Genomic DNA, 18,152 nt, shown 5'->3' on the forward strand with positions numbered 1-18,152 from the left:
TCACCCGGCGAGCATCTGCTTGAGCGCGCCGTCCGCGATCGCGGCGCGTGTCTCGTCGTTGCCGCCGATCAACGTGCCGCGGACAAAGACCTGCGGGAAGGTCGGCCACCCGCTCCACATCTTGATCGCCAGCCGCTCCTTCCACGCGCTCACGTAGCTGCCGAACTCGAGGTACGTGAAGGGCACCCCCGCCTCGTCCAGCGCCCGCCGCACCTTCTTCACGAAGGGGTTCTGCGCCATCCCGACCACCACCACCGCGTCGCGCCCGACCGCGTCCCGCACCTGAGCGACGACCCCGGCGTGAAATCCCGCCATCTTGTCGGCGACGTGAGAGGTTCGAGCGCTTTCGGGGTGCAGGGGGCGGGGCGTCATTGGCGGCGGAGTATAAGGGGCTCGCCTCCCCCCGCAAGCGCCCCCGCGACACTATTTTCGCCGCTCCGGAACAGCCCCCGCCGCCCCCCGCGTACCAGGGCCCTGTCATGGCCACCCGCGCGATCGCAAGGATCCGGCCCCTCCTGTGCGGCCTCGGCCTCGCCTGCATCAGCCTCGACGCCCCCCGCGCCGCCAGTCCTTCGGGACATGTCCCCGACGACATGTCCGATCCGCCATGTTCCACCTGTCCCTCGGGACAGCCCTCACCGCTCAGCCCGGCCGAGCGCGCCGCGTTCCTCGCGACCCCCGAGGACCCGCCCCCCGAGGCGCTCGGCGGCGTCACCCTGGCCCGCCACGGTCGCCACTACCTCACCGGCAACGAGCACGCGCTGCACGCCTTCCACGCGCGCGTGCGCGGCCTCGGCGGCGGCTACCTCGGCGTCGGCGCCGAGCAGGGCTACCTCCTGCTCGGCTGGTCGCGGGCCGAGCTGGCCTGGCTCATCGACTACGACCCCGCGGTCGTCGAGATCCACGCCGTCCACCAGGCCCTGATCGCCGCCGCCGCCACCCCCGACGACTACCTCGCGCTGTGGCAGCCGACAGGGCGCCGCGCCGCGCTCGCGGCCCTGCGCGCGGCCCACCCCGGCCCCGCCGGCGCCCCGCTCATCGAGCTCTACCGCAACAACCGCGCCCGCGTCGCCCGCCGCCTCGACGAGCTGCGCCAGGAGATGCAGGCCGCCGCCGTCCCGAGCTTCCTCGCCGACGCCGACGACTACGCCCACGTGCGCGGCCTGGTGCTCGCCGGTCGCGTGCGGGCCCTGTGCGCCGACCTCACCCGCGACGGGGCCGTCGCCCACATCGGCGCCGTCGCCCGCGAGCTCGGCGTGCCCCTGCGCGTGCTCTACCTGTCCAACGCCGAGGAGTACTGGGAGCGGCTGCCGCAGCCCTTCCGCGACAACCTCCGCGCCCTCCCGGTCGACGATCGCTCGCTGGTGCTGCGGACCCTGCTGACCTGGGAGACAAACCGCGACTACCGCTACAACGCCCAGCCCGCGCGCAACTACCGGCGCTGGCTCGCTGTCCCCGACCTGCGATCGATCTACGACGTCATCCGCCGCGACGAGGTCGTCGTCGACGAGCGCGGCTTCTTCGAGACCCGCGAGCTCCCCGACCCCGCCGCGCTGCGCCGCCGCGAGCAGCGACGTCTCGCGCGTGAGGCCGCGGGCCTGCCCGCCAACGGCTGACTACTTGCCGGCCAGCCCCTGCTCGCGCAGCCACAGGTTCGTGAAGTCGGCCGCCTTCTGGTAGCTGTCGCGCATCGTCTTCTCGAGGAACTTCTCGAACATCCCGCCGATGCCGAAGATCTTGACCTCGATCTCGAAGTTGGCGACCCGGTCCGACTGCCCCGGCCCGGTCCGCTCGAGCCACATCTCGCTGCGGATCGTCGACTTGTCGGCCAGCTTCGAGGGCAGCACCTTCACGACCCAGCTCGGCTTGGCCAGGTCGAGGTGACCGTCCTCGATGTAGCTCACCGAGTCGCCGAGCAGCGACTTGATCGGCCCCGGCGCGTCGATCTTCGGCGTCACCGACATCTTGCGCGCGCGCCGACCGTCGGGCCCCTGGGTCTCCTCGATGACCTTGAAGGCCTCGAACTGCAGCGCCTTACGGTAGAGCGCCTCGTTGTAGGCCGGATCAAAGAACACGTCGCGCCAGAACGCCTCGGGCTCGATCGAGTAGGGGTGTCGAAGGGTGAACTTCATCGCCACCGCTTATTTCGCCGTGCGCCAGCATTGTCAACCCGCGGCAGTCAACCCGCGGCAGTCAACCCGCGGCAATCAACCCGCAGCAGTCAACCCGCAGCAGTCAACCCGCGGGCAGTCAACCCGCGGGCGAGGCCGCCGCCCGCAGGGCCGCAGCCTCGGCCGGGCTGGCCGCGCAGCGAAAGCCGAAGTGATGAAAGGGCTGGTTCTCCGGCCAGTGCGGCCGGCGGTAGATCGCCGTCGCGTGGGCGGCGTCCCAGTACCACGAGCCGCCGCGCACCAGCTTGCGGCGAAAGCCCGCGCAGGTCGCCGCGCCCTGGCACGGCCCGCGCGGCTCGACCCCGAGGCAGTCGGCCCCGCACTCGGCGTAGTCGCGCGTGTACCAGTCCGCGACCCACTCCCACGAGTTGCCCGCCATGTCGAACAGACTGTAGCGGTAGGCCGGGCGCGAGCCGACCTCGAAGGGCCGCCCGGTCTCCGGCTTGCTGAGCAGCTTCTTGACCCCGCAGCTGCGCCCCGTCTCGTCCTTGATGATCGCCCGCTCGCAGGTCGCCGGCTCGTCGCCCCACGGGTGCAGCGCCCCATCGGGCCCGCGCGCCGCCTTCTCCCACTGTGCCTCGCTCGGCAGCCGCTTGCCCTGGGCCCGGCAGTACTTGTCGGCGTCGAACCAGCGGACCCCGTTGATCGGCTGGCGCGGCCGGTCGAAGTCGGTGTAGCCCGGCCCCGACGGGTCGCAGCGCCGCGCCTTCACGCACGCCTTGTACTCCGCGTAGGTGACCTCGTTGCGGTCCATGTAAAAGGTCTGCAGCCACACCCGCGCCGCCGGCCGCGTGTTCTCCGGGCCGTCGTCCGAGCCGCGGAGGAACGGCCCCGCCGGCACGCACGCCATCCCCTCCGGCGCCGCAGCGCAGGCCTCCGGCGCCGGCGCGCCCGGAAACTCCGGGCCCCCGGCCACCGCGAGCCCCCCCGCCTCGCCCGACCCATCCCCAGGGGCGGCCTCACCGGACCTGTCCCCAGGGACAGCCGCGACCGGCGTCGCAGGGACATCCACTCGCGTCGCCGCAACACCGGACCTGTCCCCAGGGACATCCGCTCGCGTCGCCGCAGCACCGGACCTGTCCCCAGAGCCAGCCGCGTCCGGCGTCGCCGCAGCACCGGACCTGTCCGAAGAGCCAGCCATGCCCGGCGTCGACGCAGCGCCGGACCTGTCCCCAGAGCCAGCCCCACCGCCAGGCTCACGCGCAGGCGCAGGGCCAGCACAGGCGCCCGCCGCGAGCGCCACCCCGAGCACCAGACCGCCGCGCATCGACCTCAGCCAGCCTTCGCGTCGCCCGTCTTCGCCTCGACCGGCTTGCTGCCCGCCTTCGTCGCGTCGCCCGCCTTCGTCGCGTCGCCAGCCTTCGTCGCGTCGCCAGCCGTCGCGTCGCCAGCCTTCGCGTCGCCCATGGGCACCACCGTGGCCGGCGTGGCCGGCGTGGCCGGCGGCTTCACGGCCATCAGCTCGACCGTGAAGATGAGGTCAGCGTTGGCGGGGATCTTGCCGCGGGCGCGCTCGCCATAGGCCAGCTCGGCGGGGACGGTGAGCTTGCGCAGACCGCCGACCTTCATGCCCTCGATGCCGAGGTCCCAGCCCTTGATCACGCGCCCGGCCCCGAGCGCGAACACCAGCGGCTTGGGCCGCGCCAGCGACGAGTCGAATTCGGTGCCGTCCTTCAGCGTGCCGCGGTAGTGCACCGACACGGTGTCACCGGCCTTGGCCTCGGCGCCCTCGCCGAGCTTGTAGTCGGCGACGACCAGCCCCTTGTCGAGCTTCTTGGTCGCCAGCGCCTTGCCATCGAACGCGGTGAGCGGCTGCGGGGGCGGCAGCGGCGGGGTGAAGCTCAGCAGCTCGATGGTGAAGATCAACGTCGAGTGCGGCGGGATCTTCCCGGCCCGCCGCTCCGCGTAGCCGAGCTTCGACGGGATCACGAGCTTGCGCTTGCCGCCGACCTTCATGCCGGCGACCCCCTCGTCCCAGCCCTTGATCACCCGCCCCGCCCCGAGCTCGAAGCTGAAGGGCCGATTGCGCGGGCGCGACGAGTCAAACACCATGCCGTCCGTCAGGTAGCCGGTGTAGTGGACCTCCACGTCGCCGCCCTTGACCGCCTCGGCGCCCTCGCCGAGCACGTAGTCCGACACGGCGATCCCCCCGGCCGTATTGCTGGTCGCGACCGGCACGCCATCGAAGGGCGCGTCGAACTTGATGTCCGGGCTCGGCTCGAGCGGCAGCGGCGGCGCAGGCGGCTGGGACGGCGGGGCGACCTTCGTCGGCACCTCGACCTTCTTGGCCACGTCGGTCGGCTCCGCCTTCTTCTCGGCCTCCGGCGAGGAGCTCGGCGTACATGCGGCGGCGAGCACGAGCTCGACGCCCAGGAGGGTGGAAAGCGCAAGGGGCGCGCGAAACAGCATGGCGCGCCATATACCCGAATTCCGGACCGCGCGCACCCGCGCCTCGGGCCCCCATTCCGCGTCACGGACCGCGAAACCACCGCGACCTGAGCAGCCCGCGCGAGCGCCCGCGATCGACGACGACCCCGCGCGCCGCAAGTCGGCGATCTCGCGGATCTCGCGGATCATGCGGATCATGCGGATCATGCCCACCACAGATCAGCGCGGCTGTGCGCAGCTGCGCGCATCATCGCGCGAAGCCCTCGCAGATCCGCGCCGAAGCCGACGCTTGTCAGCTCGCGGCCCGGCCCCTAGGCTCGCCGACATATGCAATCTGGTGCGATCGGCGAACATGTCAGCGCAGAGGCCAGAGCGGCCATCGCCTCGCCCGCCGCGCCCTCGAGGGCGATCGCCGCGCGGCCCCGGCAGTCCCCACGCGACGCGTGGCGACCTGTCCTTGCGGCCATGTCGCTCGCCGCCTGCGCGCCGCCGCCGAACACCACCGGCGACGACGGCTCCAGCTCGCTCGCGGCCGCCAGCACCAGCACCGGCGAGGCCAGCTCGACCGGCGTCGCGCCCGATTCCACCACCACCACCACCGGCGCGAGCGACAGCGACGGATCGAGCAGCGGCGACGCCAGCAGCACCAGCTCCACCTCCGGCTCCACCGGCCCGGCGCCCGCGTGCGGCGACGGCCACCTCGACCCCGGCGAGGCCTGCGACGACGGCAACGACGCCGACGACGACGACTGCGTCGCCTGCATCGCCGCCGCGTGCGGCGACGGCCACCTCCACGCGGGGCACGAGGCCTGCGACGACGGCAACGACGTCGACGACGACGAGTGCAGCAACGACTGCACCCTCGCCAGCTGCGGCGACGGCGTGATCCAGCCCGGCGAGACCTGCGACGACGGCAACCCCAGCGACAAGGACGCCTGCCCCGGCACCTGTCAGTCGGCCGCCTGCGGCGACGGCTTCGTGCAGCAGGGCGTCGAGCTGTGCGACGACGCCGGCCCGAGCCCCACCTGCGACGCCGACTGCAGCAAGGCCGAGTGCGGCGACCAGACCGCCAACGCCGCCGCCGGCGAGGCCTGCGACGACGGCGAGGCGACCGCGACCTGCGACGCCGACTGCAGCCCCGTCGAGTGCGGCGACGGCACGCTCAGCGTCCTGGGCGGCGAGGAGTGCGACGACGGCAACCTCAGCGACTTCGACGACTGCTCGAGCGAGTGCAAGAAGCTGCGACGAAAGATCTTCGTGACCAGCAAGCTCTACACCGGCAAGCTCGGCGGCATCGCCGGCGCCGACATGCAGTGCCAACAGCTCGCCGACGACGCCGAGCTCGGCGGTGTCTTCTACGCCTGGCTCAGCGACAGCAACAGCGCCCCGGACAGCCGCTTCATCCACTCGAGCGTGCCCTACATCCTCCCGACCGGCATCCAGGTGGCGAAGCACTGGCAGGACCTGGTCGACGGCACCCTGCAGCACGCGATCGATACCACCGAGAGCAAGGGCGCCGCGCCGATCCCCGGGGCCGGCTGCGGCGCCGGCACCAAGCCCACCGTGTGGACCAACACCCTCGCCGACGGCACCGCCTGGGCCAACAACGGCTGCGACGGCTGGAACAGCACCGCCGGCGCCGCCCGCCTCGGCCACGCGAAGGCGACCAATTTCACGTGGACCAAGTTCTGCGAGGGTCAGGCCGCCAGCTGCGCCTGGAAGGCCGCGCTCTACTGCATCGAGCAGTAGCTCCTCCGCGGCGAGCGTCCGGAGTTAGTTTTCGCATACCGACCACCGTGCCGAGCCGTTCGGCCGCGGTAGTTCCTTGCAGCTGCACCCGTCCCGGACTTGGGCGCGTACTCGACAGTACGCTCGAAAGTGTGTGATACCCGCCCGCAATGAAGCTCACACATTTCACGGCAATCTCGATTTTCACGCTCGCGCTCGCGTCCGCCTGCGGCGGCGCCGCGGAGCCGGCCAAGGGCGACAAGGCCGCTGCCAAGAGCGCTGCGGGCACCGCAGGCGCGGACGCCAAGGACGCGGCCCCGGCCGTCGAGCTCCCCACGCTCAAGATCAACGAGGCCGACTGGGTCGAGAAGAACCTCAAGGATGTCTCGCCGATGATCAACGTCACGATCAAGGCGCCCAAGGACGCCACCTTCGAGAAGAACGGCAACGGCGGCGTCGACATCAAGCTCGCCGGGTTCTACATGCTCACCGTCGGCAACCTCGCCGTCAGCAGCCTCAAGGAGGCGCTCGAGTGGGGCGATTCCTCGTCGATCGGCAACTCCTCGTTCAAGGACGGCAAGAAGCTCCTTGAGGAGCCGAACGGCTTCGTCTTCACCTACCAGATGAAGGACGAGGACAACGGCACCAAGTACGCCCCCGAGTCGCACTTCTACTACTTCATCGAGAAGGACGGCGCGGTCTACAGCGTGAACGACACCAAGCCGATGGACGCCTTCTCGACCCCCCCGGCGGCCTACACCGAGGCGCTCGCGCGGCAGGTCTACGGCCTCGTGAAGGCCTCCGCGAAGACCAACTAGACAGGACCGTCGCGGCCCAGGTAGCCGCGACGCAACAGGCGTCCACCACCGAGGTCGCGCGCCGTGAGCCTGAACGCTCACGACCGCGACCTCGCCGTCACGGCGTCTCGTAGCGCAGCACCGAGCTGGTGAAGTCGCTAAACACCAGCGTCAACTTCACGCAGCTCGCCGCCGGCAGCGGCGCCCCGCCCAGCGGCGCCATGCTGGCCTCGCTCACGTCCATGCCGCCCATCGGCAGCTCGCCGTAGACCACCGGCCCGCGGAAGCCGGTCGGGAAGCTCGCCGTCGACACGGCCCAGTAGGTCTCGCCGTCCGTCACCGGCCCCGGCCCCAGCGGCGGCTTCGCGGCGACATCGGTGACGTAGTAGCCGAGCGCGTCGACATCGTCGGCCCAGCTCACCGTCGGCGCCCCCATCGCGTCGGTCGTCAGGTCGACCGCGTGCTCGCCCTCCATCCCGGCGCAGTCCATCGGCGCGCCCGTGTCCCGCGCGATCCGCCAGACCACCCCGCTCGCCTCGAGCCCCGGGCTGCGCAGCAGCAGCGTGCTCTCCCCGCGGTCCGCCACCCCGTCCGCGTCATCGTCCACCAGCACCATCTCGGTCGGGAAGCTCCGGTTCAGGAAGCCCGGTCCGACCGGGAACGGGAACGGCGGCCAATACGACGTCTCCCCGGCGACCACCACGTCGAGCTGCACCGTCATCACAGGCGTCACCACCTCCGTGACCCTCGCCCCATATCCGTTCGCAGTGGCCTTCAGCGCCACCTCGATCGGGATGATCACCGACGGGTCGTAGCGCTTGTTCTCCATGTCGAGGTTCGGGTGCTCGACCGTCAGCACATACTCACCGTCGAGCTGCAACTTCGGCGCCGCAGCGACCGTGAACTTCACCTCGTGATCCGCGGCCAGCGTCCGCTCGCTCCACGCCTCGAAGCCCTTGCCCACGATCAGCCTGTACGCCCCGCCGGGCTTCAGCGCCGCCGCCGGCGTGATCGTCAGGTGCCGGCGATCCGCCGTCACCTCGATCGCCACGTCCGCACCATCCGCGCCGACCAGCCGCACCCGCGCGAGATTGCTGGCGTCCGCGAACACGGGGTGCGACAGCGTCACCGTCAGCGCGCCCTCGCTGCGCACCTGTAGATCGCCCGCGGACGGCGTCGTCGCCAGCACCAGGAACTCACGCGCCGTCCATTCTTGCAGATAGCGGACGAGGTCGTCCTTCTCCGTCGCGTCGATCTTCCCGGCCGACAGCTTGAGCATCGCGTCGACCGCCTCGCCGAGCTCCCACGCCGCCCCGTTGACCAGCCAGTGCCCGTGGCGATACGCGCCGACCAGGCTCGGCACCACGATCGGGTGATCGGTCTGCGTCCCGCCGCCCGGCAGGCGCAGCTCCTGCGAGCCCAGCGGCCCGGCGTGACAGCCCGCGCAGTTGGCCTTGCCGCGGAACACGGCCTCGCCGCGCAGCGCCGCTGCCGTCATGCTGCCGTCGCGCTCGGTCGCCCCGTTGGCCGGCGGCGGCGGGATCAGGGCCGCCAGGTAGTCGTAGAACGCCTGATGCAGCTCCGTGCTGATCGTCGCGCCGATCGTCGGCCCCGGGCTCCCGTAGAGGTACGAGAACAGGTCGTGCGCGTCGCCCTCCCAGCCGATCGGCGCCGTGCCCTCGAGCCAGAACATCGGCCGACTCGCCGACTCCGAGAAGCCGCCCGCCGACCACACGTTCCCGTCGGTGAGCCCGTCGACGTGACAGTCCGCGCAGCTGTGACTCACCCCGCCCTTGGCCCCCGTGCCGGTGTACAGCGCCTGACCGGCCGCCAACCCCGCGTCGCGTGGATCCCCCGCCAGCGCGATCACCCGCTTCGACTCGCCGGCGCTGCTCGCCACCGTCACCGCGTAGCCCTGCGCCCCGTGGACGAACAGCTGCTCACCGCTCGCCAGGATCGTACGCGGCCGGCCCTCCGCCGCGAAGCGAGCGCGCTCCTCCAGCGAATTCGGATCGAGCCCGACCACCTCGTCCGTCCCCTCGAAGGTCACCCACAGCTTCCCGCCCGCCAGCGCCATCCCGAACGGCCGCACCGCCAGCGCCGTCGCGCTCGCCTGCCGGCCCACGTCCACCGCCGCCACCTGCTTCAGGCTCCCGGTATCATACGCCGCCACCGAGTGGCGAAACGCCGTCATGCCCTCGGTGCCCGACAGCTCGCGCACCGCCACCCGCGTGGTCGCCACATACAGGCGATCGTCCGCCAGCAGCAGCCCGCCGAGCACGGACCCGACCTCGCCGATGTACCCCGTCACCTTCAGCGTCGCCGTGTCGATCACCGCGATGTCGAACTTGTCGTTGCGATCGTCCGCCGGAAATTGCTGACGGTCGCCCACGCCCGAGCAGTAGCTCGCCACGTACAGCGTCGCCCCGTCCGCGCTCAACGCCATCGAGGTCGAGTTCTTGTTCGCCGCCACCCGCCCGATCACCGACCGCGCGGCGATGTCCACCACCACGACCGCGTCCTCCTTCGCCAGCGACACGTACGCCGTCGCCCCGTCCGGCGACACCACCACCGCCGCCGGCTCGTCGCCGACCCACACCGCGTCGATCAGCCGCCCCTCGGCCACGTCGACCACCCCGAGCGTGTCCCCGGCCTTGTGCGCCACGAGAGCGACCCCCTGCGCCTCGCTCCACGCCAGCGCCGCCGGCCACGGACCGCTGGCGATCGTCCCCTTCACCGTCCCCGTCGCAGGGTCGACGCGACTGATCTGCGGGTCGTACAGATGGGCCACCCACACCTCGTCGCCGACCTGCGCCAGCGAGGTCGTCGCGTAGTAATTGAAGTGCTCGTACGGCACCTCGGCCACCGCCGTCAGCCCGCGCCGCTCCTCGCTGCCGGCGATGCGAAAGCTGTACTCCCCCGCCACCACCGGCGTGAAGCGCGAGAAGCCGTCGTTGCCCGCCACCACCTCGTTCGCGTTCCCCTCTGGCGCCGCCTCGATCACCCAGCGACCCGACACCGGGTCCGGCAGGAAGTACGTCGACCCGAGCGGGAAGCGCCCCGACGACTGCAGCGGCAGCGGCTGCAGCTCGCCGACCTCCACCGCCTCGCCGCCGCAACCACTCAACGCCAGCGTCAACACCAGCGGGGCAATCTTCGTCACCAGGGACTTGCGCATCATCGACGACCTTCCTCCTGTGCACGCCTACGGAGGGCATCAGCGCCCCCGGACCGTGAGCGCGGCCTTCATAGCCGCTGCCAGCAACGTCGCGCGCGGAAGCGTCAGAATCGACCAAGAACGATGTTCTGCCGGGAGATATGCCGACGACGCGCGATTTCGCCCGACCCATCGATGCCTCGGCGGGCTCGGCTGGAACCAGTCACCTTGTCCGGCCATGAGGGCCGCGGCCCGCCGTGATCACAAGCCGTCCGGCTCGGTGATGAACCAGCGCTGCTGGACCGGCGAAGCGCGGCCGCACTGCCGCGAGCGCGGATCAAGGCTGGTGATGGACGCCCCGACCGGCGATCCTCGCCGCGGGTGCAGTTCCCGATCGACATCGACCTCGGCTTCGTGCGCATGCCGGCGCACCTGCTGCTCGAGGTCCTCGCCTACACCCTCGGCTACCGCTACTACGCGGCGCTCCGGCGGCGCGGCGACCCGATCTCGGATCTCGCCCGGATGTGGATCTTCATCGGCGCGGTCACCGGCGCGCTGCTCGGCGCGCGCTTGCTCGCCCTGCTCGAGCACCCGGAGACCTGGGCCACCGCCCACTCCGTCCCCGAGCTCCTGGCCGGCAAGACGATCGTCGGCGGCCTGCTCGGCGGCCTCGTCGGCGTCGAGTGGACCAAGCGCCGCCTCGGCGTGCGCGTCTCGTCCGGCGACCTGATGGTATATCCGCTGCTGCTCGGCCTGATGATCGGCCGCGTCGGCTGCTTCATGGCCGGCCTCGGCGACGGCACCCACGGCGTCGCCTCGAGCCTGCCGTGGGCGATCGACCTCGGCGACGGCGTCCCGAGGCACCCGCTCCCGCTCTACGAGATCGGCTTCCTCGGCCTGCTGTGGCTCGGCCTGCGCCGCCTGCAGGCCCGCGTGCGCCTGGCCGACGGCGCGCTGTTCAAGCTGTGGATGGTCGCCTACCTCGGCTTTCGCCTGGCGATCGAGCTGCTCAAGCCCGAACCGCGGCCGTGGGCCGGCCTCTCGGCGATCCAGCTCGCCTGCGTCGCCGGCCTCATTTACTACCGTCGAGTCTGGCTGCGACCCCACGAGCTCGTGACCCCGAGATAACCCCCATGCCCGAGCGCGACTACATATACTACGACTTCACCCTGAGCCTGTGCAGCCGCTGCCTGCGCCGCGTCGACGCCAAGATCATCATCAAGGGCGACGACGTGCTCATGCGCAAGCGCTGCCCCGAGCACGGCCCCGAGGAGGTGCTGATCGCCACCGACGCGGCCTACTATCGCCGCTGTCGCGACTTCATCAAGCCCGGCGAGGCGCCGCTGCACCCCGGCACGCCGACGCTCCACGGCTGCCCCTACGACTGCGGCCTGTGCCCGGACCACGAGCAACACTCGTGCCTGACGCTGATCGAGGTGACGGACCGCTGCAATCTCACCTGTCCGACCTGCTACGCCGAATCGTCGCCGAGCCACGGCCGCCACCGCACCCTCGCCGAGGTCGAGGCGATGCTCGACGTGATCGTCGCCAGCGAGGGCCGCCCGGACGTGGTCCAGATCAGCGGCGGTGAGCCGACGATCCACCCGCAATTCTTCGAGATCCTCGACGCCGCCAGGCGGCGACCGATCCGCCACCTGATGGTCAACACCAACGGCATCCGCATCGCCCGCGACGAGGAGTTCACCGCGCGCCTGGCCAGCTACATGCCCGCCTTCGAGGTGTACCTGCAATTCGACTCGCTGCGCGAGGGACCGCTGGTGGCGCTGCGCGGCAAGGACCTGCGCGAGGTTAGGCAGCAGGCCCTCGCCCACCTCAACAAATATCGCCTGTCGACCACCCTCGTCGTCACATTACAGCAGGGACAGAACACCGACGAGATCGGCGAGATCATCGACTTCGCGCTCAAGCAGCCGTGCGTCCGCGGCGTCACCTTCCAGCCGACCCAGGCCGCCGGTCGCCTCGAGCACTTCAACCCGGCCACCGACCGCTACACGCTGACCCAGGTCCGGAGCGACATCCTGCGCCAGAGCCCCGTCTTCACCGCCGCCGACCTGATCCCCGTGCCCTGCAACCCCGACGCCCTGGTGATGGGCTACGCGCTCAAGCTCGGCGGTGAGGTCATCCCGCTGACCCGCTACCTGCGGCCCGAAGACCTGCTCGGCGTGCCCGGCAACACGATCGTGTACGAGGCCGACCAGCGCCTGCGCTCGCACCTGCTGCGCGTGTTCTCGACCGGCAACACCGTCGACGGCGTCGCCCCCGAGCTCCAGGCGCTGCTGTGCTGCCTGCCGCAGATCGCCGCGCCCGGCCTCAGCTATGAGAACATCTTCCGCGTCATCGTGATGCAGTTCATCGACGCCTACAACTTCGACGTCCGCGCGATCAAACGCTCCTGCGTGCATATCGTCAGCAAGGACCTCAAGATCATCCCCTTCGAGACCATGAACATGTTCTACCGCGACGACAAGGCGCACGCCCTCGTCCAGCTGCGGAGGCCCCAATGAGCGAGCGATCCCCCTTCAACAAGATCATCAGCGTCAACCTGATCGTCCTGCTCGCCTACGCCATCGCCATCAAGCTGTTCGCCACCCTCAGCGGCGGCGGCGAGGAGCAGATGACCTACGTGATCCTGATCGGCCTGGCCAGCGGCGCCCACGTCCTCCTCGACCTGCTCGTGGCCCTGATCCTCGCGCTCGCGGGCAAGCGCGACGCGAGCCTCGGCTTCCTCGCCAGCGCGCCGCTCGTGCTGCTGATCGGCGCCGGCGTGTGCTTCGGCGGCGCCGCGATCGACCTCAGCGGCGTACGCAGCCGCTGACAGCCCCTGGCCCCAAGATCGGCGACGCCGTCGCGGAGCGGCGCCCGCCAATCCTGCGTGCCGCCGCGAATTCACTGCGGCGATGGCTTCTCCGCGGCACGACATAGATTGTTTGCCATGGTGCAGGTTGAACAGCGATTGCGAGCGGTGATGAAGCCGAGCCCGATCACGATCCAGGTCGGACTCTCACTCGAAGACGCCCGCCAGCGGATGTTCGAGCACCACATCCGCCACCTGCCCGTCGTCGAGGGCACGCGCCTCGTCGGCCTGCTCAGCGAACGTGACCTGTCGCGCGCCGAGACCACCCGCGTGCCGCTGAAGCTGCAGAAGGTCGAGGATGTCATGGCCACCTCGCTCTACGTCTGCCACCCCGACGAGCTGCTCGCCCGCGTGGCCACGGACATGGCCAACCACCGCTACGGCTGCGCCATCGTCGTCGAGCGCGACCAGATCGTCGGCATGTTCACCACCGTCGACGCGCTCCACCGGCTCGCCGCGCTGTGCGGCCTCGTCGAGATGATGGCCCAGGTCGCGTAACCGGGGCCCGAGCAGCTCGCCGAGGCCCCCTCACGGGCTACCCACCGGGCCCGAAATAGGGTCTCATGGCGGCGTGCTCCCCGACGAGCCGAGCGCGCGCCTGCTCCAACCGCTGTGGGACGGCGTCGTCCGGACGCTGGGGATCGACACGATCAGCCACCCGCTGTTCTTCGTGCTCGCGATCATCACCACCGTGCTCGTGGCCGGCATCGCCTTCTCGGCCGTCGACGTGTTCGTCGCGCGGAAGCTGCCGTTCAGGGCCGCCGCGAGGTATCTGCTGATCACGCTGCCCGGGTACCTCGCGGTCTTCATGCTCCTCATGTGGCTCCCGGCGCCCTATCGCAATGAGGTCCCGCGGACCGCTCCGAGCCTGCTCGCGCTGGTCGGCGGCGTCGCCGTCTTGCTCGTCGTCGGCGACCTGCTCTCGTATTGGTGGCATCGCCTCGAGCACGCGAGCACCCTGATCTGGCGGCACGTCCACTCCGTGCACCACGCGGTCCGCCGCCCGCTCACCGTCTGGAGCGGCTTCTACGTCCACCCGGTCGAGTCGCTCTGCGTGTTCCTGACGCTCTACATCGTCCCCTTCGCGCTCGGCGTGCACCCGCTCATCTTCGCCGCCTATGCCATGATCAACACATTCATCACCATGGTGACGCACTGCGGATACGACCTCCCGCTCTACCCGAACTCGGTGCTGGCGTCCGCGCCGATGCACGAAGAGCACCACGGCGGCGGGAAGCCGCATAATTTCTCGGTGCTGCTGAACCTGAGCGACCGCCTCTTCGGGACCTTCAAGCCGTTCTAGCGGCCGCCCGGAGGCTCGCGCTCAGGGGGCGCTCGCGCCTCCAGACCCATCGTCGGTGCTGGCGCCCTCGTCGCCCGGCGACGGCTGACGAACCTCCTTGGGGGGCGGCTTCACGGGCGCTGCGTGGTCCTGAGGGGTCGCGGGCGCCTTCGGCGTCTCGCTCGTCGGCTTGGTGCTGTCAGCGGGATTCTTGGACATGGGATCGCCAGCAGACACGAGAACCATCGCCCCGACAAGGCGGTAGTTTCGCGCCCGCATGACCCTTCGGACATGTCCGAAAGGCCATTATTGATCGCACATTCGCCCGCGCTTGCCTTGCCTCGCTCCGCGCCGCTCGAGTATCCTGGCACGATGTCGCGCCTCGCGTCTCTCGGCCTCGTGTCGCTGCTCGCCGGCTGCGCCGACGATCCGCCTGGATCGACGCCGCCCGATATCGACGACGACACGCCGAGCTTCGCCCTGCGCCCGCCGTGGCGGAGCAGCTCCCTGCCCGCGGACACCCACGTCTCGACCGCGGGCCACGGCGGCGACGGCTACTTCCCGTGCCCCGGCAGCCACGGCGGCGGCTGCGGCTACGACCTCGGCGCCTCGCGCTGGGACCCAGCCGCCCGCGCCTACTCGGGCGACAAGACCAACGGCGGCAGCTCGCAGGCCGACCACGCGATCTGGGGCATGGACCTGCATGCGCCGGTCGACGGCGAGGTCGTCGCGTGTTGGCGCAACATGCCCGACGACCTCCCCGACCGCGAGGACGACACGCCGCCGGGCTGCGCCGCCCTCGCCAGCGGCGAGTGCATGGCCACCGGCAATCACCTGTGGATCCGCAGCGCCGACGGGCACCTGATCCTGCTCGCCCATCTCATGCAGAACAGCATCCCCGAGCGCCTGTGCCCGATCGCCGATGATGTGCCGATCCCCGACAGCAACGCCGACGCCCCGTGTGCGATCGCCGGCAAGCAGAGCGGCCCCACCGACGCCTCCCGGCTCGAGCGCCTCGAGCCAGCGATCGCCTATCCAAGAATCACCCAGGGTGAGTTCGTCGGCCGCGTCGGCGAGAGCGGCCAGGCCGGCGGTCCACATCTCCACCTGTCCGTCGGGACCTACGAGATGGACGCCGACGATCACTACTGCCGCAGCAACGTGCTCATCCGCTGGATCGACGCCGAGTATCAGGTGCGCAGCGACGGCCGCGCCCCGGACGCCGGCACCTGGACCCCGCTGGACGCGGAGCCCCTGCCCATCGACCTCAAGACCTTCTTCCTGATCCAGCCCGACAATTGACGCGCAGGCGAACCACGGCGGACGCAGACAAGGCGCCGAGGAAGGTCGCCGCGGTCTCGACGCGGTCGCAAGCGCGTCAAGTTCACCTGCGAGCCGCTGATGCCGGGGTGACGCCGGGGGTGATTCGCCCACGCCCGCGAGTCTTGTTACCGTCGCCGCCATGCGCAAACGGAAGAAGTCGCTGATCGTCGGAGGTTGGTTCTGGACCACGGGCCCGCTGGTGCTCGCCACGTCGACCGTGCGCGCGATCGTGCAGACCACGCGCGACGCGAAGACACTCAAGGCGCTGGCGAAAGCAACGAAGGGGCCAGTGCTTGCGCGACAACTCGGCAAGCAACGAGTCCTCCTCTTCCCGGGACAGTTTCCCAGCACGTGGCATCAGCTCGGCCCGCGTGCCGGCGTGCTGGTACGCCTCGCGGGCCACAGCAACCACGAGGCGGAGGCGCTCAGCGTCGACCCGTGGGCCGTGGCCGAGCGCGACTGGAAGCTCGCGGTGAGCACCGTGACGCTGGACGGTCCTGCGGACGGGGCACGCGAGCTGTTCGATGCTGTGCCGCGTGACCCGCAGCCGATCGCCAGGGAGGATGCGAACGTGCTGCCGGTGACGCTGCCGCCGGGGAAGTACGTGGTCGACCACGCCACGCTCGGTGAACGCGACTTTGCGGTGGTGTTGTACCGGTTTCGTGCGAAGGACGAGCTCCCGCAGCCGCCGAAGGGCAAGCGGGTCGCTGTGCAGCCTGGCCCGCCCGCGATCCTCGAGCTGCGCAAGGAGACCGCGGCGCTCGCCAGGAGGTTGAAGTTCGTCGGCACCGACGGCGGGCCGCTGCTCGCCTGCCCGAGGTCGCTGCTTCCACAGTGGCACGGCGTGTACGACGCGGACGGCGAGTATGTCTACGGATCGGCGCCGTGCGACTACGACCGCGCTTGTGACGCGAAGGGCCTGATCCTTTCCGTGGGCAAGGGCCAGGCGCTGGTGCTCGAGCAGGTGTCGACGGCCTTCCTGCAGCTGGAGCCGGGCACCGCTTATCTCCTCTTCTGGGTCGGCGCGGATGCCGGGTCGCACGTGCTCGAGGCGGTGCTCTCGGCGCCCTCGAAGGCGTGGAAGAAGCAGAAGGAGGTCTTCAGCATGACCGGGAAGGAGCTCGCGCTGCTCGACTCGGCACACGCGGGGAAGACGAAGCCGGCGTACCTCGGTGAGCTCGCACCGGGCCGCTACACCATGGAACGAATGCAGGAGTACGACGGCGAGATCCGCGTCGGTAGCGAGCTTCATGGGTTGATGGCGAGTGCTCTGCGGCTGACAAGGCTCGGCTGAGATGCTCGGTGATCCGTCAGCGGATTGCGCCGGACGCCAGGCGGCGATGCGCGGGCAGCTCGAGCGGATCGCGGGCCAGGCCGGGCTGTCGAAGTCGGTGCAGGAGATCGTGGGCCGGGCGCTGCAATAGCGGCGCGGGCCGTGGGGGCGCCATGTCGCCCGTGTCGCAGTTCCGGGGCCGCCAACGGCCGGACGAGCGGATAAGCTACGACCCGCTCCCATGGCCGGCACGACCCTGTTCACCCTCCTCGACGACCTCGCGGCGCTGCTCGACGACGTCGCGGTGCTCACCAAGGTCGCCACCAAGAAGACCGCGGGTGTCCTCGGCGATGACCTCGCGCTCAACGCCGAGCAGGTCGCGGGGGTCTCACCCGACCGCGAGCTCCCGGTCGTGTGGGCGGTCGCCAGGGGCTCGGCCGTCAACAAGCTGATCCTCGTGCCGACGGCCCTGCTCATCAGCGCCGTCGCGGCCTGGGCCATCACGCCGCTGCTGATGCTCGGCGGCGCGGTCCTCTGCTACGAGGGCTGCGAGAAGCTGACGCACAAGCTGTTCGCGCCGGCCGCGGCGAAGCGGCACCACGAGGCGCTCGTGCAGGCGATCGCCGATCCGGCGGTCGACATGGTCGCGTTCGAGAAGGCGAAGATTCGCGGCGCCATTCGTACGGACTTCATCCTGTCGGCCGAGGTGATCGTGATCTCGCTCGGCGCGATCGCCTCGGCGCCGGTGGGGACCCGCATCGCGGCCCTGATCACGATCGCGGTGGTGATGACTGTCGGCGTCTACGGCCTCGTCGCCGGCATCGTCAAGCTCGATGACCTCGGCCTGCGCCTGCGCCGCAGCAGCGGCCCCGCGCGCGCGCTCGGCGGGGCGATCCTGTGGGGCGCGCCCTACCTGATGAAGGGCCTGTCGATCGCCGGGACCATCGCCATGTTCCTGGTCGGCGGCGGCATCCTGGTCCACGGCATCCCCGGCGCCGAGGCCCTCGGCGAGCAGCTGGTGCGCGCCGTGGCCGGCGTGCCAGGGGCCGGCTTTGTGCTGTCGAGCCTGTTCGTCGGCCTGGTCGGTCTGCTCGCGGGCGCGGTTCTGCTGGCCCTCGTCGCGGGCGGCAAACGCCTGGTTCGCCGCCAGCCCTGAGC

Annotated in this window: 17 protein-coding genes and 1 pseudogene; 12 read left to right on the top strand and 6 right to left on the bottom strand. The window is 70.7% G+C overall.

The genetic code is table 11. From position 1 onward, the window contains the following. Entirely contained in the window at positions 1 to 372 is a 372-nt protein-coding gene (locus IPJ59_RS22455) for a glutaredoxin domain-containing protein (RefSeq protein WP_293247882.1), read from the bottom strand. 107 nt (positions 373 to 479) lie between these two features. Between IPJ59_RS22455 and IPJ59_RS22460 the strand changes: the two genes are divergently transcribed. Beyond that, positions 480 to 1,616 (top strand): LIC_10091 family protein, encoded by a 1,137-nt coding sequence (locus IPJ59_RS22460; protein WP_293273240.1) that lies wholly within the window; start codon positions 480 to 482, stop codon positions 1,614 to 1,616. On the opposite strand, the gene IPJ59_RS22465 is transcribed toward IPJ59_RS22460, so the two are convergent. The 3 genes and pseudogenes from IPJ59_RS22465 to IPJ59_RS38030 form a co-directional block, all read right to left on the bottom strand. Beyond that, positions 1,617 to 2,132, bottom strand: coding sequence for a DUF2505 family protein (locus tag IPJ59_RS22465; RefSeq protein ID WP_293273241.1), 516 nt, complete (start codon positions 2,130 to 2,132; stop codon positions 1,617 to 1,619). It abuts the gene before it with no gap. A 118-nt stretch (positions 2,133 to 2,250) separates the two neighbouring features. Further along, the gene (locus IPJ59_RS22470; RefSeq protein WP_293273242.1) at positions 2,251 to 3,087 is read right to left on the bottom strand and encodes a formylglycine-generating enzyme family protein; all 837 of its coding nucleotides are present in this window, start codon (positions 3,085 to 3,087) and stop codon (positions 2,251 to 2,253) included. Between the two features lie 530 nt (positions 3,088 to 3,617). Then, positions 3,618 to 4,349 (bottom strand): annotated as a pseudogene (locus tag IPJ59_RS38030) (FKBP-type peptidyl-prolyl cis-trans isomerase); the annotation flags it as partial. A 675-nt stretch (positions 4,350 to 5,024) separates the two neighbouring features. Between IPJ59_RS38030 and IPJ59_RS22480 the strand changes: the two are divergent. Continuing rightward, complete coding sequence (locus tag IPJ59_RS22480; RefSeq protein ID WP_293247835.1) at positions 5,025 to 6,308, top strand: DUF4215 domain-containing protein; 1,284 nt, start codon at positions 5,025 to 5,027, stop codon at positions 6,306 to 6,308. A 149-nt stretch (positions 6,309 to 6,457) separates the two neighbouring features. Then, positions 6,458 to 7,105, top strand: coding sequence for a hypothetical protein (locus tag IPJ59_RS22485; protein WP_293247833.1), 648 nt, complete (start codon positions 6,458 to 6,460; stop codon positions 7,103 to 7,105). 97 nt (positions 7,106 to 7,202) lie between these two features. Here IPJ59_RS22485 and IPJ59_RS22490 read toward each other — a convergent pair whose 3' ends face one another. Beyond that, positions 7,203 to 10,265: an Ig-like domain-containing protein gene (locus tag IPJ59_RS22490; RefSeq protein ID WP_293273244.1), complete on the bottom strand. Its 3,063-nt coding sequence runs from the start codon at positions 10,263 to 10,265 to the stop codon at positions 7,203 to 7,205. Positions 10,266 to 10,622: 357 nt separating this feature from the next. On the opposite strand from IPJ59_RS22490, the gene IPJ59_RS22495 reads away from it, so the two are divergent. The 5 genes from IPJ59_RS22495 to IPJ59_RS22515 all read left to right on the top strand — a co-directional run bounded on the left by IPJ59_RS22495 (position 10,623) and on the right by IPJ59_RS22515 (position 14,419). Then, complete coding sequence (locus tag IPJ59_RS22495; RefSeq protein ID WP_293273245.1) at positions 10,623 to 11,369, top strand: prolipoprotein diacylglyceryl transferase family protein; 747 nt, start codon at positions 10,623 to 10,625, stop codon at positions 11,367 to 11,369. Positions 11,370 to 11,374: 5 nt separating this feature from the next. After that, entirely contained in the window at positions 11,375 to 12,766 is a 1,392-nt protein-coding gene (locus tag IPJ59_RS22500) for a radical SAM protein (RefSeq protein WP_293247825.1), read from the top strand. Then, complete coding sequence (locus tag IPJ59_RS22505) at positions 12,763 to 13,077, top strand: hypothetical protein (protein ID WP_293273246.1); 315 nt, start codon at positions 12,763 to 12,765, stop codon at positions 13,075 to 13,077. Before IPJ59_RS22500 ends, IPJ59_RS22505 begins: the two co-directional genes overlap by 4 nt. A 117-nt stretch (positions 13,078 to 13,194) precedes the next feature. After that, complete coding sequence (locus IPJ59_RS22510) at positions 13,195 to 13,614, top strand: CBS domain-containing protein (protein ID WP_293247776.1); 420 nt, start codon at positions 13,195 to 13,197, stop codon at positions 13,612 to 13,614. Between the two features lie 73 nt (positions 13,615 to 13,687). Then, complete coding sequence (locus IPJ59_RS22515) at positions 13,688 to 14,419, top strand: sterol desaturase family protein (RefSeq protein WP_293247773.1); 732 nt, start codon at positions 13,688 to 13,690, stop codon at positions 14,417 to 14,419. A gap of 21 nt (positions 14,420 to 14,440) precedes the next feature. Here IPJ59_RS22515 and IPJ59_RS22520 read toward each other — a convergent pair whose 3' ends face one another. Further along, on the bottom strand, positions 14,441 to 14,617 hold the full coding sequence (locus tag IPJ59_RS22520) for a hypothetical protein (protein WP_293247770.1): 177 nt from the start codon (positions 14,615 to 14,617) through the stop codon (positions 14,441 to 14,443). Between the two features lie 153 nt (positions 14,618 to 14,770). On the opposite strand from IPJ59_RS22520, the gene IPJ59_RS22525 reads away from it, so the two are divergent. The 4 genes from IPJ59_RS22525 (at position 14,771) to IPJ59_RS22540 (ending at position 18,150) form a co-directional block, all read left to right on the top strand. After that, positions 14,771 to 15,700 carry a hypothetical protein gene (locus IPJ59_RS22525; protein ID WP_293273247.1) on the top strand — a complete coding sequence of 310 codons (930 nt, stop codon included), beginning with the start codon at positions 14,771 to 14,773 and terminating at the stop codon, positions 15,698 to 15,700. Positions 15,701 to 15,860: 160 nt separating this feature from the next. Then, positions 15,861 to 17,015 carry an Imm21 family immunity protein gene (locus IPJ59_RS22530; RefSeq protein ID WP_293273248.1) on the top strand — a complete coding sequence of 385 codons (1,155 nt, stop codon included), beginning with the start codon at positions 15,861 to 15,863 and terminating at the stop codon, positions 17,013 to 17,015. 1 nt (position 17,016) lies between these two features. Next, positions 17,017 to 17,145: an aminopeptidase N C-terminal domain-containing protein gene (locus IPJ59_RS22535; RefSeq protein WP_293247761.1), complete on the top strand. Its 129-nt coding sequence runs from the start codon at positions 17,017 to 17,019 to the stop codon at positions 17,143 to 17,145. Between the two features lie 90 nt (positions 17,146 to 17,235). Then, the gene (locus tag IPJ59_RS22540; protein WP_293273249.1) at positions 17,236 to 18,150 is read left to right on the top strand and encodes a DUF808 domain-containing protein; all 915 of its coding nucleotides are present in this window, start codon (positions 17,236 to 17,238) and stop codon (positions 18,148 to 18,150) included. Positions 18,151 to 18,152: the final 2 nt, after the last annotated feature.

It is taken from the genome of Nannocystis sp., from assembly GCF_016714285.1.
Lineage (GTDB): Bacteria > Myxococcota_A > Polyangia > Nannocystales > Nannocystaceae > Nannocystis.